This window comes from Vibrio sp. Vb1755, assembly GCF_033338635.1.
GTDB lineage: Bacteria > Pseudomonadota > Gammaproteobacteria > Enterobacterales > Vibrionaceae > Vibrio > Vibrio alginolyticus.
The window spans coordinates 474,157-492,025 of record NZ_JAWOTA010000001.1 but is presented as its reverse complement, the minus strand read 5'-3'; the positions used below and the strand labels follow the sequence as shown (position 1 = coordinate 492,025).

General features: G+C 41.4%; 18 protein-coding genes. 3 read left to right on the top strand and 15 right to left on the bottom strand.

What is annotated here, in order from left to right; all coding sequences use genetic code 11:
* Nucleotides 1–36: 36 nt before the first annotated feature.
* The gene (locus R7E00_RS02155) at nt 37–1,365 is read right to left on the bottom strand and encodes a 6-phospho-alpha-glucosidase (RefSeq protein WP_151515680.1); all 1,329 of its coding nucleotides are present in this window, start codon (nt 1,363–1,365) and stop codon (nt 37–39) included.
* A gap of 180 nt (nt 1,366–1,545) precedes the next feature.
* Here R7E00_RS02155 and R7E00_RS02150 point away from each other — a divergent pair, with 180 nt between their 5' ends.
* Entirely contained in the window at nt 1,546–2,253 is a 708-nt protein-coding gene (locus R7E00_RS02150; protein WP_053307578.1) for a GntR family transcriptional regulator, read from the top strand.
* A gap of 19 nt (nt 2,254–2,272) precedes the next feature.
* On the opposite strand, the gene mnhG is transcribed toward R7E00_RS02150, so the two are convergent.
* The 9 genes from mnhG to R7E00_RS02105 all read right to left on the bottom strand — a co-directional run bounded on the left by mnhG (nt 2,273) and on the right by R7E00_RS02105 (nt 10,339).
* Nucleotides 2,273–2,566: a monovalent cation/H(+) antiporter subunit G gene (gene mnhG / locus R7E00_RS02145; RefSeq protein ID WP_054865530.1), complete on the bottom strand. Its 294-nt coding sequence runs from the start codon at nt 2,564–2,566 to the stop codon at nt 2,273–2,275.
* Nucleotides 2,566–2,844, bottom strand: coding sequence for a cation:proton antiporter (locus R7E00_RS02140; RefSeq protein ID WP_005373317.1), 279 nt, complete (start codon nt 2,842–2,844; stop codon nt 2,566–2,568). The genes mnhG and R7E00_RS02140 overlap by 1 nt, the downstream gene beginning before the upstream one ends.
* Entirely contained in the window at nt 2,837–3,313 is a 477-nt protein-coding gene (locus R7E00_RS02135) for a Na+/H+ antiporter subunit E (protein ID WP_054865529.1), read from the bottom strand. The genes R7E00_RS02140 and R7E00_RS02135 overlap by 8 nt, the downstream gene beginning before the upstream one ends.
* Complete coding sequence (locus R7E00_RS02130; RefSeq protein ID WP_213967565.1) at nt 3,310–4,806, bottom strand: Na+/H+ antiporter subunit D; 1,497 nt, start codon at nt 4,804–4,806, stop codon at nt 3,310–3,312. The genes R7E00_RS02135 and R7E00_RS02130 overlap by 4 nt, the downstream gene beginning before the upstream one ends.
* Complete coding sequence (locus tag R7E00_RS02125) at nt 4,803–5,156, bottom strand: Na+/H+ antiporter subunit C (RefSeq protein ID WP_017633704.1); 354 nt, start codon at nt 5,154–5,156, stop codon at nt 4,803–4,805. The genes R7E00_RS02130 and R7E00_RS02125 overlap by 4 nt, the downstream gene beginning before the upstream one ends.
* The gene (gene mbhE / locus R7E00_RS02120; RefSeq protein WP_017820361.1) at nt 5,156–7,825 is read right to left on the bottom strand and encodes a hydrogen gas-evolving membrane-bound hydrogenase subunit E; all 2,670 of its coding nucleotides are present in this window, start codon (nt 7,823–7,825) and stop codon (nt 5,156–5,158) included. Before mbhE ends, R7E00_RS02125 begins: the two co-directional genes overlap by 1 nt.
* Nucleotides 7,826–7,989: 164 nt before the next feature.
* Entirely contained in the window at nt 7,990–8,181 is a 192-nt protein-coding gene (locus R7E00_RS02115; protein WP_005373328.1) for a hypothetical protein, read from the bottom strand.
* A 109-nt stretch (nt 8,182–8,290) separates the two neighbouring features.
* Nucleotides 8,291–9,226, bottom strand: a complete 936-nt coding sequence (locus R7E00_RS02110) for a universal stress protein (protein ID WP_005373330.1) — start codon at nt 9,224–9,226, stop codon at nt 8,291–8,293.
* Nucleotides 9,227–9,619: 393 nt separating this feature from the next.
* The gene (locus R7E00_RS02105; protein ID WP_005373333.1) at nt 9,620–10,339 is read right to left on the bottom strand and encodes an SDR family oxidoreductase; all 720 of its coding nucleotides are present in this window, start codon (nt 10,337–10,339) and stop codon (nt 9,620–9,622) included.
* Nucleotides 10,340–10,474: 135 nt separating this feature from the next.
* On the opposite strand from R7E00_RS02105, the gene R7E00_RS02100 reads away from it, so the two are divergent.
* Complete coding sequence (locus R7E00_RS02100; RefSeq protein WP_005373334.1) at nt 10,475–11,383, top strand: LysR family transcriptional regulator; 909 nt, start codon at nt 10,475–10,477, stop codon at nt 11,381–11,383.
* Between the two features lie 90 nt (nt 11,384–11,473).
* Here R7E00_RS02100 and R7E00_RS02095 read toward each other — a convergent pair whose 3' ends face one another.
* Entirely contained in the window at nt 11,474–12,247 is a 774-nt protein-coding gene (locus tag R7E00_RS02095; RefSeq protein WP_017820362.1) for an AraC family transcriptional regulator, read from the bottom strand.
* Between the two features lie 99 nt (nt 12,248–12,346).
* On the opposite strand from R7E00_RS02095, the gene R7E00_RS02090 reads away from it, so the two are divergent.
* Nucleotides 12,347–13,483, top strand: coding sequence for a multidrug effflux MFS transporter (locus R7E00_RS02090; RefSeq protein WP_262606344.1), 1,137 nt, complete (start codon nt 12,347–12,349; stop codon nt 13,481–13,483).
* 114 nt (nt 13,484–13,597) lie between these two features.
* Here R7E00_RS02090 and R7E00_RS02085 read toward each other — a convergent pair whose 3' ends face one another.
* The 4 genes from R7E00_RS02085 to R7E00_RS02070 form a co-directional block, all read right to left on the bottom strand.
* A complete protein-coding gene (locus R7E00_RS02085; protein ID WP_054577796.1) occupies nt 13,598–14,008 on the bottom strand; it encodes a hypothetical protein in 411 nt (136 codons plus the stop codon).
* A gap of 203 nt (nt 14,009–14,211) precedes the next feature.
* Entirely contained in the window at nt 14,212–14,715 is a 504-nt protein-coding gene (locus R7E00_RS02080; RefSeq protein WP_005373343.1) for a hypothetical protein, read from the bottom strand.
* 31 nt (nt 14,716–14,746) lie between these two features.
* Nucleotides 14,747–15,505: a hypothetical protein gene (locus R7E00_RS02075; RefSeq protein WP_005373345.1), complete on the bottom strand. Its 759-nt coding sequence runs from the start codon at nt 15,503–15,505 to the stop codon at nt 14,747–14,749.
* On the bottom strand, nt 15,498–17,654 hold the full coding sequence (locus tag R7E00_RS02070; protein WP_005373349.1) for a hypothetical protein: 2,157 nt from the start codon (nt 17,652–17,654) through the stop codon (nt 15,498–15,500). The genes R7E00_RS02075 and R7E00_RS02070 overlap by 8 nt, the downstream gene beginning before the upstream one ends.
* Nucleotides 17,655–17,869 lie beyond the last annotated feature (215 nt).

The window sequence follows — 17,869 nt, the reverse complement described above, 5'->3', positions numbered from 1 at the left end:
CACGGAGCCTACAAGTAGGCCCCGAACGTCCAGTTGTTATTGAAAAAATTGAGGAAGGTAGGCTTTATTTTCTTCTAGTAATTGTTTTGTTATTTCTTTAGCTTTTGGCACATTAACCACGGTACGGTTAAGTGTGAGTGCATTAATCAGCTTTTGCTGACTTCCTTCGTACCAAGCATCCACGACTAATTTCTCGTAACCAAGTTGGCTTTCAATCATGGCTTTTTGGAAGGTTGGGATTTTTCCTACAGTAAAAGCTTTCGGTCCATCACTAGTTAGCGCAGCTGGAACTTCTACCATGGCGTCATTTTGTAAATTTGTAATAGCACCATTATTCGGTACGATGACGAGATACACATCGCTCAAGTTGTAGGCTAGCGAAGCCGCGACTCTCACCATGTATCGACCATGGATATCGGCATGCAGTGTTTCGTGCTTCGTGGTGCCCGCTTCAATTATTCTTGCGTTCAATTCGAACACTCGTTTCTCACGGCCGTTAATTACCTGCCTTGCGCGAGTATTATTGATATCCTCTTTCACCACCATTTTTTCAGGGTACAAATAGTATTGAAGATACGTATTCGGCAAAAACTCTGGATTATCAGCAAGCATTGTTCTCATGTTTTTGAATGTGGCTTGCCACGATGGGTCATCCGCTATTTCCGCATCAACCGCACTGATCCCTTCTTTTAGGATGATATTTTTAATTTTATCCGTTAAGTCTTCACCCTGTTTGTTACGAATTTTGGTAAACCAGCCATAGTGATTAAGCCCAAAATATTCAGGAACAAAGTCCCAAATTTCACACCCTAACAATTGCGCATAGCTGACCATAATCGCTGCTGGCATATCACAAATATTTAGAATTCGCTTATCATGCGGAAATTCACGATTTAAAGCTTCAGCGACAATTGCCGCCGGGTTGGTGTAATTAAGAATCCACGCATCTGGACACGTTTGTCGGATCTCGTTCACTAGCTGGATCATGTCGCCGATAGAGCGAAGTCCATATGCCATTCCTCCCGCGCCACATGTCTCTTGCCCAACACAAGAGTTGGATAGCGGGATTTGTTCATCGCGCTCGCGCATGGCCAACCCACCAGTGCGGATCTGGATAAAGAAAAAGTCCGAATCTGCGAATGCGACAGATTTATCCGTTGTATAAACAAACTCTTCAACTTCTGGATAGTGTTCTCGCAATAGAATTTCAGTAGCTAATGCATTCGACTCTTGGCGTTTCTCATCTATGTCGTAAAACACGACTTTTGCGAGTGGAAAGTTATCTTTTTCGGCAATAAGGCTGTTCATCATACCAAGTGTGTATGTACTGCCAGCACCAACAATCGTTAATTTTTGACGTTTCATTTCGCTACCTCAAATGTTTATCCTGAAAATGCATAAAATAAGTATTAATACTTTTATGATACATTTAAAGTATAAGCACAAAGATACGAGATAAAAATCACACAAAGATCCTAAGGAAAAGTATTAACTACATCTCAGATCACATTCTTGCTATCATGATCCAAGACTTAGCGAGGTATTATGAAACCCAAATACATAGACATTGCGGAACGATTAGAAAAAAAGATCAAAGATGGGGAACTACAACCGAAATCGATGCTTCCAAAAGAGAGTGATTTGCAAGAAGAGTTTTCCGTAAGCCGCGTAACCATCAGAAAAAGCTTACAAATTCTGGTCGACAATAATTTAATTAGTCGGACAAGAGGTAGTGGAACTTATGTAAACGATCTAAAAGCCCAACATGATGCCTTACATTTGCTGGGTTTTATCGAGGAAGTCAGTAAACAGGGGAAAACGCCTAGCTCTCAAGTCATAAAGTTCGAACTTAAAAAGCCGAATGAGCAGGTTGCTAAGCAGTTAAATCTCTCGCCCAATGATGATACATATGAAATACATAGACTCAGATGTATTAATGATGAGCCTGAAATTTACGAAGTCACTCATATGCCAGCAATGTTATTTCCAGACTTGAGCATAGCCATAATGAATGGTTCTAAATATGAGTACATTGAAAATAGCAAAGGATTGAAAATTGCGAAAAGCAGTCAGTCTGTCAAACCGTACTTGTTAGATGCAGAGACGGCCTCATACCTGAATGAATCAGAAGCTTCCCCTATTCTAAAAGTTGAGTCCACTGGTTACCTAGAAGATGGTCGTGCATTTGAATATACCGTCAATTACTTCCGACTTCATCAATACAGCTTCGAGTTTATTTCAACTAGGACGTAGTACTATTCGACGCTAATGGTTAATCATTGCGCCAAATCTTATATCCGACCTCTCGCATTGCTCTGCCGAGCAGGTGGGAGGCGACTGGCGCAGTGAGAACGATAAACAACATCGTACCCATAACCCGAGAGATCACGGTAACTTCAGGGAGTGAGAAAGCGACCGCTAATAACAAGCAGCTCACTCCGACGGTCCCAGCTTTGGTCGCTGCATGCATTCGGGTATACAAATCCGGAAGCCTCAGAACACCTAGACTTGCAATCAAGGTCAACAATGTTCCTAAGCATAAAAATAGTCCAATCAACACGTCCATTATTCTTTCTCCTTTCTTTTAACGATCAAACGTGCAAATGCGATCGTGCCGAGAAATGCAACCAAACCTAATGTAATGGCGATATCTAACAGAGCGTCCTCACCGCTGTCTAAGGTGTAAACCGTAATAAATCCGATAGTGATAAATGAAATCAGATCTAACGCCACAACTCGATCAGCTAGCGTTGGTCCTAGAATTAAACGAGCAAAAGCCATAACAAAGCTGAGTAGTAGCCCAGAATAGGCAAAAGTGACCGTTATTTGCAGCCAACTATCCACGCGTCACCTCCAAAATTCGATGCTCTAACCCATCTTTAATTCCGCGAATAACCTCTTCATGTTCAGGTGCAAACATGGCATGAACGATAAGATACTTTTTATCAGCCGTAACATCCAAACTAAGCGTGCCCGGTGTTAAAGAAACCATGTTCGCCAGTAATGAGATTTCTAGATCAGAATCGACCTCCAGAGGGACATAAACGATATCAGGCTGACTCAAATGAGTAGGTGTCACAACGTCCCACACCACTTTCGCAACCGATATAACCATTTCATAAGCGAAGTACATCAATAACTTCAATGCAGATGCAAAACGTTGAAAATAGCTCGTTTTCAATCCAAATGGTTGACTCAACCTTAAAGCAAAAAAACCGACCGTAAATCCGACAACAAAATTCAGACTCGAATAGCTGCCATTAAGCATCATCCACGCTAACGCTAAGAAAAAATTGAGGAATAGATAGATCATGTATTTCCTCCTAACACCACTCTGATGTATTCAGTCGGATTTAACAGTTGTTCTGCAGCTTGAACGGAAAATTGATAAAAAGGCTCCGCCACTAAGCCAATGATTAGCGTCAACGTCGTCAATACAATAATTGGAACGCAGTACAACCAATGTACTTTGGCCTGCAGAGTCTGTTCTGGCTTCTCTCTAAATGGCTTTTTCCAAAATGCCTCACTCCAAATTTTCGTCATCGAGTAGACAGTAAGCAACCCCACCAATAACGCGGTACCTGCTAACCAGTAATATTCAGCCTGTATGCTCGACTTGATGACCAATAGCTTTCCCCAGAAACCCGATAGCGGTGGAAAACCGGCCAGAGAAAACGCAGGCACAAGAAACAAGAACGCCAACCAAGGCATAGCTTTATATACCCCACCCAAATGTTCAAGTTGACTAGAGCCATATTTGCGCTCGATGAATCCACCTATTAAGAACAAATTCGCTTTTACAATGATGTGATGAACAATGTAGAAAATGGCACCGGCTAAAGCTAAGGGAGTGTAAATAGCCAACCCCATGATCATATAGCCTATTTGGCTAATAATATGAAAAGAAAGAATTTTCTTAATGTCGAATTGGCTAGCCGCTCCTAAAACGCCCGTTAACATGGTTAGCCCTGCGACCCAAATTAACGTCGGTTGCCAGCCACTCTCGGCGAGCGGAAATACTAAGGTGAAGACTCTTATCAACGCGTATACACCGACTTTAGTAAGCAACGCGGCAAACAGTGCCACCACACCGCTTGGTAACGTGTGATAAGAAGCTGGCAACCAAGCAAATAAAGGAAAGAGTGCCGCTTTAATAGAAAAGGCAAACAAAAATAGCGCGGACAGCATCATGTTGATGCTCAATTCATTTTCCCCTACTTTGGTGTAGAGATCGGCCAAGTTCAAGGTGCCCGTTGCGCCATACAACAAGCCGATAGCAAGCAAAAATACCAGCGTCGAAATCAGGTTCAACATCACGTACTTTACTGCACCATCAACTTGAGTTTTCGTTGCATCTAACACCATTAAACCAAATGATGAAATGAGCATGACCTCAAACCAAACATACAGATTAAAAATATCTCCAGTCAGGAAAGCACCATAAACGCCAGCAAGCAACACGTGCATTAACGCATGGTAATTGCTATAGGAGGGCTTTCGGTGAAGGTCCGCCATCGCGTAGAAAACACATATCGCACCAATCACCGCCGTTATCATCACCATAGCAACGCTGAGGTAATCTGCGACAAACACGATACCAAATGGCGCACTCCACTGACCAAAAGCAACGGCTTGAATACCATTACTTATGATGTTTTCTGTGAGAAAGCCCGCAACGAAAAGGTTCGAAGTCGCACTTACACCGCTCAACCACTCAACACTTTTTGTTGAGCGACGGACGAAGAAGATAGTCAACGCCGTACTCAGCGAGAGAACAACCGGTAACGTAAGCAAAATCGAACTCATTGACCCTCCTCAGAACGTTGCATTTCATCGACGTTTGCAGTTCCAGTGTCTTTATAAGCTCGATAGAACAGCATTAAAGCAAAAATAAGTAGTCCAAAACCGATGACTATCGCAGTTAAGATAAGCGCTTGAGGTAAAGGATTTGCCGCGCTATCTGGTGGTAAAAGAGCATTATCGCCAATCAATGGCGGCTCTCCGGGCGTCAGCCTTCCAGCGGTAAAAATAGCAAGGTTAACCGCACTACTGAGTAACATGATGCCGAACAAAAGGCGCAAGATATGCTTTTCAAGCATTAAATAAACACCTGCTGCGACAAATACTCCAACGACAACACTCCAGACTATTTCCATCACTCTAGCTCCTCATTAATACGAAGCAGCATACCCATCACGCCACCTATAACGGCAAGGTAAACACCAACATCAAAAACCAATGGCGTCCCTAGTGGTATCACGTCTTTCCACCACAGTCCGGTCAAAAACGGTTTATCAAACGCAAAGCTCAAAGCACCAGAAACTAAGCTCAATGCGATGCCAGATAACGCAATGAGAAACGGTTTGAAATACAACCTAGAACGAACGTATTTCGGTGATTCCGCGAACATGAGAAGTGATAAACCAATAACGGCAATCAACGCACCAATAAAGCCACCACCCGGTTCGTTATGACCACGTAACAACAGATACACTGAAAATACGAGCATGAGTGCCGAAACAATGTGTGCCGTGGTTGCAAAAATTAATGATTGGATACGATTTTGCTTTTTCGCTCTTGTCTTAAGCAAACTCACTGCAGCAATCCCTGCAATAACAACGACAACAACTTCTCCCAATGTATCAAATGCGCGAAAGTCGACCAGAATAACGTTAACAATGTTTCGCCCATGTCCACCCGGGACACTGTTTTCTGCAAAGAAATCTGACACCGAAGAGTCCATCGGCTGAGACGTGATTCCTAACAAAAGTAAAGTAACCGAAACACCTATCACACCTGCTATGCAAATATTCGCTACTTTACGTTTTATTGAATGCTTAGGCACGGTGGTTAGACGTGGCATATGACGCATTAACAATGCAAGAAAGACCACCATTAATGTTTCCACTAACAGTAAAGTCTTCGCAACGTCCGGGGCGCTATAAATCATAAAAACAAGCGTGGTCATGAAGCCAATCATACCAAGCGCAGAAATCGCAAGAAGTCTTGCGTGGGACAACGTACATACGAGCGCAGCACCAATCAACAATAATGCAATACCAATCTCATAGAAAGTGACACTTGAAAGTTCGCCAACCAAAGGCAGAGGAATAAGCGCTACCTGACTCAGTAACGCAACGGCAAGTACCGTGAAAAATAATAGGACATAGCGACTCAATTTCTTTTGCTGTAACCGCGCCGTTTGCCACTTCGCCACTGTCATCATGCCATCTAATAGTCGTTCAAAAATATTCTCCGCTTTGGGGACGAATAGATGTAGCCGCTGAAAAAATGCAGACACAGTAGGATAAACACGGTACACCACATACCCCAACGCTAGCGTAATAACGCTTAACACTAACGGTACATTCACGCCATGCCATAGTGATGTCTCTTTAAGAGTTGCTGTGGGCAGAATGTCAGCAGAGCCCGGAAAAATAATATTGCGATCTAACCAATTCAAACCGAATAACGGAACTAGGAGGCTGCCAACTGCCAAGAGCAAAGGCGAGATCCACATGGCTTTTTTTGTCTCAACTGGCTTAGTTTCAATCGGCACGAGATCACGGCGAGCAAAGAATGGTCTCGCAATAAGCATAATGGTTAGCGCGACCATCAGTATATTCACGATTAAAAGTACAAAGGCGATCCAGTTATTGAGCTCTACTGCGGACTTGTACATGTATTCTTTGCTCAAAAAGCCTAACAACGGCGGGAACCCCGCTTTAGACAATGCAGCCAAACTCCCCGCAACCATGCTGATGACGAGAACTGACTTCAGGCCGTACAATTGATCAATATCTCGTGTTCCTGTCGCTTTGTCGATATTACCCACCACCATAAACAGCGCAGCTTTATAGAAAGAGTGAGCGAGAATAAACATCAATACTGCACTAACGGCCAAATCTGTGCCCATACCTAGTAATAATGTTAATTTACCCAAAGCAACATTCGTGCTGTAGGCTAGCATCAGCTTCAAGTCAGTTTGTTTTAATGCGACAAATGTGCACCAAATGGCCGTGATACTCCCAGTGATGACTAAAGCATAAAACCAGATCTCGCTGTGGGCATAAACTGGCGATAAACGTGCTAATAGGTAAATGCCTGCCTTTACCATTGTTGCCGAGTGTAAATACGCACTGACCGGAGTGGGAGCTGCCATCGCGTTAGGTAGCCAAAAATGAAACGGGAATTGCGCAGATTTAGTAAATGCACCGAGTAGTATGAGCACTAGAGATGGGATAAACCATTCATGCTGCGCAATAGTGTCTGCCTGCTCGATAATGGTATTTAGCTCATAACTCCCTGCCATTGCTCCCAGCAAGATAAGACCAGCTAGCAACGCTAGTCCACCAGCACCGGTAACAATCAGCGACTGCAAGGCGTTTTTCCGAGACGTTTTATTTTCGTGATTAAACCCGATCAGTAAGTAAGAAGTGATGGTGGTGAGTTCCCAGAAAACAAATAACAACAGAATGTTATCGCTCATCACAATCCCTAGCATGGCAAGCATGAATAGGGTTAGATACAAATGAAAGGAAAACCGGCTATCACTTTCTCGTAAATAAGCCAAAGCGTAGATTTGAATCAGTGCGCCAATCCCACTGATCAGTCCCGCAAAAAGAAATGAAAGACCATCTAATCTAAAGCTAAGGTTGATATCGAGGCTTGGTATCCATTCCGCATTCCAGCTCACGCCTGCAGGAGTATAGATATAGAAGAGAAAAGAGAAGATTAAAACTGGCAGCGCAGGGAAAATCAGTAAGACCAACTGATTATCTAGGTTTTTCGGTAGGTTTTCTTTACCCGTTATGTTATTCAACATCGCAGCCCATTCGTTATTATAAGAAGATACGCCCTATCCGGCGCAAATGACAAACTCCACTGTATTGTTTTAGCCCAAGCGCTTCAAAAACGATCATGAAACCAAGGGAAAAGTAGCAAACAGTAATCACTGAGTGCTACTTAGAGGAACGCCGATACAAACCGCTATTTGCTGTCTGCTACGGCATAAGAACGTAGGTCACTACTTACGTGTTCTTGGCTGAATGTATATGGATTATCGTCATCAGCTAACTCGAATGCATCGTAGGTGCAGTCACCGATATCATTTCTCGGACAAACATAAACATTCGAACGTTCTATCATTTCTGTGTGGCATTTCGGGCATAGGTTTTTCATGTCACTCTCCTCTGATAACTTATTGATACATTGATAATTCCATGTTCTAGAGATCCATCTCCCTCCTTTACCTAAAACATCACTTAAACCCAACTTTGTTACACCCCAATTACTGAATCGGTGAGACAAAACCATCGGGCTTAAGAGCGACCAAACTACAGTTAATCGATTGCAAAATATTTTCAGCCGTATTACCAATAACATAGCCAGATATACCAGTTCTCGCTAAGGTTCCCATTACCAGCACGTCTACCTCAATACTCTCTACGTAATCTGGAATCTTTTCGTCGGGTTTTCCATGCAGGTGGTGAATCACAATTTCACCTGTAATCCCAGACTCCTCCAACAGCTGTTGCAGAGCTTGTTTATGATCGGCTTTTGCCTTATCGAGTTCATGTTTCAACTCAGCATCATCGACTTGAATCCAAGCGTTACCATTAAGGTAGTTTTCTAAGTAATACTCCCAGCAAGAAATCACGTGTAAACGACTATCGCAGGTGTCGGCTATCGAACGCGATAATTCGAGTAAACGCACGGCTAATGAGTGCTGTTCATCGCTTGCCGTTAATGGGTCGATAGCCACAGCAACACGGCGTTTATCTCTTGGCTTATCAATTGGTCGGTGCAACCAAAGCGGACAAGGGCATTTTCGTAACAGAGTCATATCAATAGCTTTGAAACCCTCAGCACCTTCACCGAGCGGTTCAGCTTCTTTGATGATGAGATCTTTGTTATCAGCTAATGCTTCTTGAATAATACAGACAGCGGGCTTTTCACTGCTTTTCACAGTAAGAGGAAATGCGAGATCCTCTTCAGAGAGTCCCAGCTTCTGTCTGTATTCGTGAATACTTTGTTTGAGGGAGTCTTGCAGCGATTGCTCATAACTTTGCTGATACTGGATCATGTCTGTTGGGAAATCAGGACACGCTATTAGCCCTGAGACAGGCACTTTGTTGCTAGATGCAATCCTCATCGCTTGTTCGAGGGCGTCACTATGGCCTGGCAATCCTTGTGTTGCAAAAAGTATGTTTGCGAATCGTTTCATACACACCTCCTTGTTTGGTTAAATATTAACCATCCACAAAGTATAATACCTAACGGATAATTGTAACGGCTTGTGACGTTGATGAAATCAATTCTCATTAAGAGACGGATATTGCTTCATTTTGTTTTACGTCACACTCTCCTTTCTTCACAACTATCGCCTTCGACCTAAATAAATTCCGCTACCTAAAATTGAGACCAAATAAAAACCCAAATTACTCAAAGTTTTTTCTCACCTTGAGTAACTTGGGTATAAGCAATAACACACTTAGTGTCCGGATTTAAATGGATGACCTAAATTTTCACGCAACTTAGTTTAAAGATGCCATCTCAATCACGAATCGATATGCAAAGTTTTACGGCTTTAGTGACCTAAAATCGCCGTAACTCAATGTTAAGGTTGTTGTTTTGTCGGTGCCAAAGCAATTTCACGAACACATACACCTTGCGGTTGCTGATAAGCAAACAGCACTGCTCGTGCAATGTCGTCTGCTGCCAACACGCCGCCCATATCCACCTTCCAGGCGTCATAACCATCTTTAATATCTTGAGACGTTGTATGTGAAAGTAATTCCGTTTCCACTGCACCAGGTGCAATCGTCGTAACGCGAACATTCGATGACGCAACTTCTTCACGTACGTTTTCAGAAATAGCATGAACCGCAAATTTGGTACCGCAATAAGCAGCATGATCAGGGAATGTTTTCTTGCCCGCGATAGAGCTGATGTTAATGATCGTACCACTGTTACGTGCTTTCATAGGTGCTAGGACGGACTGCATGCCATTGAGCAAACCAATTACGTTCACATCAAACATGCGCTTCCACTCCGATGCTTCCTGAGTATCTATCTGACCTAGAAGCATAACGCCTGCGTTATTTACAAGTGCATCTACCGGACCATACAACGCTTCAGCTTTCTCAATTGCAGCCTCAAAAGAAGCTTTGTCGGTCACATCTACCTTTTCACAAAGCGTATTTGGTAAGTTTAATGCTTCCAAACGTTCTACACGTCTTGCTAACAAAAGAAGAGCATGGCCCTGTTCACTGAAGTGACGTGCAATCGCTTCACCAATGCCTGAACTAGCGCCTGTAATAACAATTAACTTTTTCATTTTGAATCCTTAATCGAACGGTTTACATCAGTGGCGGTAAGTTTAAGAAAACTTTGTTTGTTGATATATACCGACCTAGTTGAAACACTGTTGTTATACTGCAACAATACTTTTTTGAATTATGAAGAAATCATCATGCAAACACACATCAACCTTGCGGATATTCGCTCTTTCGTCCTAATCGCTCAACTAGGAAACTTCACGAAAGCAGCAGAGCAACTTGGCGTTTCTCGCTCACACGTTTCACGTCAAATAACAAATCTGGAGCAACAGATTGGTGTCACTTTGCTACAAAGGACCACTCGAACACTGAACCTCACCGAAGCAGGCAAGGTTCTGTATAAACAGTGTGAAACTGCCCTTCACAATATTGATCAAGCTGTTATGGCAGTGGTTGATGATGTAGAAGACTTAAGAGGTGACATTCGTATCAACTGTGTGGGGGGCTATTTAGGAGAAGACGTTGTCGCAGATATCGTTGCTCAGTTTCTAATCCAACACCCACAAGTGAGCATTAACTTAGATTTTAGTAGCCATCGTGTCGATTTAATCGCGGATGAATTCGATATCGCTTTTCGAATGGGAAAGTTAGACGACTCCAACTTTATCGCTCGCAAACTGATCGATGTGGAAATGGGGACATACGCAAGCCCAAACTATTTAGAAACATATGGCTATCCTTCGCATCCAAAGGACTTAGAAAAACACGTTTGTTTGACAGGTAGTGTGACACGGTGGGCATTTGAGAACACGAATACAAAGCAGTCAACGGAACACCAGATACGTGGACAGTTACGATGTAAGAGTGGCAGAGTAATGATAAAAGCAGCCTTGGCGGGAAATGGCATCATCCGTGTGCCAGCACTTTATTGTCAACAAGAACTCCAGACAGGCAAGCTAAAAGAAGTGTTTACCAATTGGAGCATTCCGAGTGTGGAATTTTCACTCCTTTATCATCACGACCGACATCAACCAAAACGCATCCGAGCCTTTGTTGATTTTACCACGCAATACTTTCGCAAACTGCAGAGTAAAGACAAGTAACCTGCACGTTGGTACCTGTCTATGTATGCTTTATAGGCTGAGCCTGTGAACCTGGGGGTTGTTCTAGAAAGAGTGTGAGCATTTTGACTCTTAAGGCTTGGTTTTCATAAACGTCAGAGGTGTTTGTCCAGTTTGCTTTTTGAAAAATGCAATAAATGCACTGTCTGACGAAAACTCCAGCCAATCGGCAACTGCGCTGACTGGCATGCCCGTTGATAACAATTCAACTGCTTTTAAAAGCCTCCACTGTTGCCGCCAATCTTGATAATTCATACCCGTTTCCGACTTAAATAATCGTGTTACCGTCTTGGTGCTTGCCCCAACTTTGCTTGCAAGAGTAGTAAGCGAAGGAGCTAGAAATGAAGGTTCAACCAACTCTCGACGAAACGTTGTTAAGCGCCGATGCGATGGCAAAGGCAACTGAAACGAATAACGTTTCGCAGCATAAAACTCCTCCCAAAAAAGCGCCGTCGTATTTACCATCTCGCTGCTAGGCTTATCCCACTCCCAAAATGACATTTTATCAATAAGAGCTTGGAGTAAATTATTCACTTCTATCATCGCGATCTTACTCGGACAGGCAAACTCCTCACAATCAAAATACAAAGATCGATACGCCACCACATTCGTCATTAGTGCACGATGCGGCGTATTAGGTGGGATCCAAACCGCCTTTGTCGGTGGCAAAATACAAATCGAGTCTTCCAGAGCAAAACTCATACAACCTTGAGGTGCGTACAATAACTGCCCTTTCTTGTGCATATGCATACCTGAGTCGTGCTTGCCAATATCCGCAGCAATTCCCACTACATAATTAGTAATCTTGTCTGCATCAAATTGTGTTTTTTCGTTAATAAGCGCCATTTTGTCCGAATATTGATGTATTTGGTTTTTATGTTGTTATTAGATCAATCATAGCCTCATTTATACTGCCCGCCAACTTCATTAACGATGGGTAACAATATGAATACTAAGCCCTCTTTATGGCTCATGCTGGTTATGTTGATGTTTCCGCAAATTGTAGAAACCATCTATAGCCCAGCGTTGAGCTCAATCGCTCTATCATTTGATGTAAACCACGCACAAGCAGCCCAAACATTGTCGATTTACTTCCTAGCTTTTGCCATTGGCGTTGTAGTTTGGGGAGTTCTCGCAGATAAACTGGGAAGAAGGCCCACCATGCTTATTGGGCTCTTTATCTATGGTTGCGCATCTTTACTCGCAACTCAAACCGAAAGCTTTGCTGTTGTCATGGCCGCGCGAGCCCTAAGCGCATTTGGTATCGCGGTAGGATCCGTTGTCACACAGACCATGCTTCGTGACGCGTTTGACGGTCAAGAACTGAGTAAAGTCTTCAGCTTAATGGGGATGGGTATATCAATCAGCCCGGTAGTTGGCATGCTATTAGGCGGGCAGCTTACAGCGCTTGGTGGATACCGTTATGTATTTTTTGCCTTGTTTTTAATCGCGTTAGTATTGTTCGCTTATAACGTTATTAAGCTTCCTGAAACACAGAAGGAACAGACACCAGTACGGTTGCATCAACTTAGCTGGAAAATGGTAAGAGACGCGCGAATTTGGCGCTCAGGATTACTGGTTGCTTTGTATAACATTGCTCTATTTTCTTATTACCAGCTTGGCGCATTTACTTTCTCAGCACTTGGGTATAACTCCGAACAATTTGGATACAGTGGCATGGTACTGGGGTTAGGCACTCTGCTTGGGAGTTATTTAAACAAATCCCTAGTGTCCAAAAATGTTCAAAAAAGCCAGCTACTTTGGTTCTCAGCAATATTGATTAGCGTTGGATCAGTCGGTGTGTTGATTCTGAACCAATCAATCTGGTTTGTTGCTCCAATGGTGTTAGTCGTCATGTCTTACGGGATTGCGATACCCAACATACTCAGTGATGCACTCGTTAATTATAAACAACAGGTTGGCAGCGCAGGCGCTTTATTTGGGCTCATGTACTACATCATGATCGGGACGGGATTAGCGATGGCTGAAACAGTACAAAACTTAGGTGTCGTTCTATTATCATGTAGCTGTTTAGCGATTTTATTAGCGTTTTCTAAAAGGCAAGTTCATACCAACTTGTGACCAGATACTACGCATTGCTTGCCTAATCTTCCGAAGATTGGTCTACATCTTTTCTAACGGTTAACTAAAACGTAAATAAAAAGCGCCTGTCGGCGCTTTAATTATCCATAGATCTTATTGCCATGTTGGCTCACCGTACTCTTCACAACGTTGCTTGTCGTAATTTTCAATGCGCCCGCGTTTACCTACAAACTGAACCTGAACAACCATTCCAGCTTCAACATATTCACTGAAATAATCGCAAGAAACACGAAAACTAGTATCGCGTATAACAATTGGTACCCATTCATAGCCGCCACTGCGTGGTAAGTAAGACTTGAAGGTAATGACCCCGTCATCTGAAACGTTGATTTCTTCATCATATTCATTCAACTTATAAAAACGTTGTCCATCAAACTCTGCCTTTGCTTTTTCAATTATTTCCTTCGTTGCTGTCGATTGCATCGGCGTATTTGAGACCAGTTGACACCCAACAACAGATGTCAATACGGACAAAGCCAAAGCGAGTTTAGTTATTTTATTCATTTACCTAACCACTGTATAATTATTCAACACTTACCATTTTAAAAGGAGGGAGACCATACTTTATTTTAAAGAAAATAAAAAGCGCCTTTCGGCGCTTTTTATCTGAACATTTCTTATCCAAACGTCTCGAGTAGATTTTCTAGAAAAGCTAACTTTTTATTACAATGAATTTTATTTAGGCTCTCACCGGAATCTATTGCTATTTAACCCCAAGCTTCAAACTCATTAGGCTTTACGTGTTTTATTTTTAATCTAACGTTGGGATCCAGAGCTGTTTCAGTTCCCAATTCACAGTAGTACTCAACAGCATTTTCATCTTCAATCATGTCAACGAAGCTAGCAACGACACTCAACCGTCCACCACCTCTAGTCAATGAAAAGTACGCATTCTTGTTTTCATTTACTTCAAATTTCAAAGGAATGAATTCAGGTTCTTCAAGAGAAATATCTATCCATTTATAGTTATCTAAACTCTTCCCCTTTCGTGGGGCATAAACTGTTTTCAACCCATTTTCGTCAACAACGAAGTACATCGAATTCTCAGCTTGATTAAAGCAAGCTTTCAAACTGCCACCTTTATTTTCTAAATCACACGTAAATATGACAGAATTTTGGTTGCAGCTTGCACTTACAAAATTTGAAAACGACACAATAAATGAAAACCCGACCATCACAATTGATTTATAAATTTCATTGAATTTAAGCATTTCAACTACATTAAAAATAAAAACAATATATTCACTTTATATTAAAATAGTCTTCATCAGGGAATTTTTCGTTGGTTTTGTTAGTACTATACTTTCCATTATATGGATTAATCGTCAGTTCTTCACCATTATTATCAAACTTAAACTGCCTTCCATCAAACTCTCCCTTTATCCTTAAACTTACTCTACCTTCAATAATCTCAACATATTCATATCTTGATGAAAAACTATTCCAGCAAACATCTCGCCTATGTTCGTCATAATTAGCAGAAAAAACTATTGTAGAAGAACAATAATTCTCTTCTCCATTTCTATTCCAATACAAAATCCTATCTTTAGGTATATTCATATTAAAATTATCTCTCTGGAAAATGTAAGACAACACGCCAGTATAATTATTATTAGCGTTTTTTATTATTTTACCATTATCTCTGTCCAATAATGTATGATCGATAATATCAAAACCATAATCGTAAATGTCATAACTAAGGTTCAAACTACCAATCTCTTTTGGAACTTCTTTTTTTTCTGTGTCAAAAATAAAGTATGCTTCGCTATTTATATTACCATTAGTCAAGTCAACCAAATAAAGCTCTTCATTCAATTTAATTAAATCGCTTGTGCCACATGAGTCAAAAAAGCTAAAATCATATGAAGTTCCATTTGCTTTTAGAGAATATTGACAAAAAGGCCCCTCAGCCTCTGTGAATTTTTGCTCTTGCGTAATACTGCTTTCCGCAAAAGAATATGTTGATAAAAAGATTAAACTAAATGTAATCATTTTATTCATTTATCATTAACTCCAGCTTGTGATGTACACTCTTACTTCTTTTATAGTAATTTTTATTGATCATTGAACTATCCTTAAGATAAAACTTACTAAAGTCATAGTTATCGGATATTGAATTACAATTAATCAACTTTGAAAGTTTTAATAAGTTATTTTTTCTCTCTAACAAATGATTGTAACCACCATTTACTGAGATCGTTACACGAAATAGATCATTCTTGGTAGCGAATGGACGAATATCTCCCCAAGCACTACCTTTTACCCAAAACCACCCTGAAGAATCTACTGCCGTGTGTAAATCTTTAGCAACGCTTTCTATCATTTCTTTTGTAAGATCTTTAGTATTCACACCAAAGTATTTAGCATAGTTTTCTATATGTGTTATCTGTAATAAACCACGTCCATGATAGAATGCACCACCTCTGTACTTATTCCATTTCTCTGGATATTTCCCGTTATAATAGTACTCTTCCGTCGTTTTGAAAAAATCACTTTCTTGAAATGCTTGAGACAGAAAGTGGATTTTATTCAAACAATCATCGATTTCATACGTCCTAAACATGTCATTCAAGCTATTTAATAACTCATCTAAAGAAACATTTCTCATACTGTCATAATGAGAGTTCTCAAAAATAGTTTCTTTTCCACCTAAGACTTCAAGTAAAAAACTCTTGGAAATATCACGATTACAGAAACATTTACTTTGGGTGTGATTTCCTACAAAAGGCCAATAATGCCAAAGGCTCTTATCATCGCTTAGTTGCAAATCACCATGTAAATCTTGCATCCATGAAAACTTATCTGCTCTTTCCAGTTCGAATTGCGAGAAAAGATCAAAGCTATCCATCACTTGATCGCGCCATGGGGAGTTACGGTAGTCCTCTATAGTCACAAAACCAGCGGAGCACTTAATATCTAGAGCTTCCTTTGCGGTCTGATGGATTGATTCATAAAGACTTTGTGACGACTCTGTATGCCAATCTGTAGGATGTTTCACAATAAATCGCTCAAAGTGTTTACGCTTACCGTCTAAGTATACTTTGGCATCGCGAGCAGTGAACGAGGAGAAGTCCGTTACTTGATCTTCTGTCACAGATTCAAGTAATTGCTGAATAAACGAATTACTCATATCAACGGCACCGCTACTATCGGCCCCATCGAGAACAACAAGTGGATTTTCTTCCGCATTTTTGGGAGAAATCTGTTTTTTGAAAAATTCGGGCGGCTCCTCAAAAGAGAACATCTCGATATGCACACGATTATCTTCTTTCTTAGTTCCAATTGCATCGTTACTGTACTCATGCAGTCCCATGTAACCGATATCTTCCCCAGCTGAAACCTTTATCCCCTCTCTAAATAGGAGTGGGAGTAAAGAAACCACACTACCGTCCCTAATCATTGCCGCCTTGTCCGACATCCATTTAGGTTCTGAAACTGGTTCTGATAGGACAGCAGAGGAATCTTCTAAAATGTCAAAGTCACTATTGAGACCCGAAGCAAACCAAACAATCTTGTTTAACAGTGCTTTTTCGCTACCACTTGCCGATTTACCATTCTCTACCACACGGCACTTTATCATTTTGTAGGTATTTTTGTCGATCTGGTATGGATGGGTCTCCTTCTCTTCTGCATACAGGTATTCAAGTAATGTTCCTTTAGACATCGACTGTTTTTTTTCACCAGAATTAGTAGGCACATCACTATGTTTGAAAGTGCGTACATTTCTCGCTTCTTGTAAACGGTAACGCGTGGTTATAGATGAATTGGCGCCAATATCTGAAGGTGGCGCAAGGTGCATATAAAGTGTATAGAACTTAAATACATCTTCATTATCTTCGGGGTTTACAGCCTCATGCTCGATAAGCACAAAGTTATTACTATACTTAAACTCTTGCTCTTGGTACGTTGATGTTAGGTAATCAGGATTTATGCGAAATGCCACTATTTTTCCATCAAGCATCGCTTGAATAGGTCTGAGCCCTTTCCCCCACGGTAACATTTTTGATGTTAAGTGAATGCCACTATGCCAACCGTACCCTTGTCCTATTAAATAACGACCGCTCTTAGCTTGATCAAACAATTTCGTAAAATCACTGAGCGTGTAGTAAGCGTCACCTTCTCGTTGCGCTATCGGAAAAACTGCATCCATGATTTAAATGTCCTAGTCAGAAAAGTTATCGTCAAAAGTGACAAATGATGGGCGGTTCAAGTTGTTTGACTTCGTGTACACCACCGCATTAACCCTACCTAAATTAGTAGCAAAGCTAGATTGGCTCGCTATGTTAACGGTACTCCCAAGGGCCATTGCCGATATAGAAATTAGGGTGTCATTTTTGGTTTCGAAAATTTGGCTAATGACGTCAG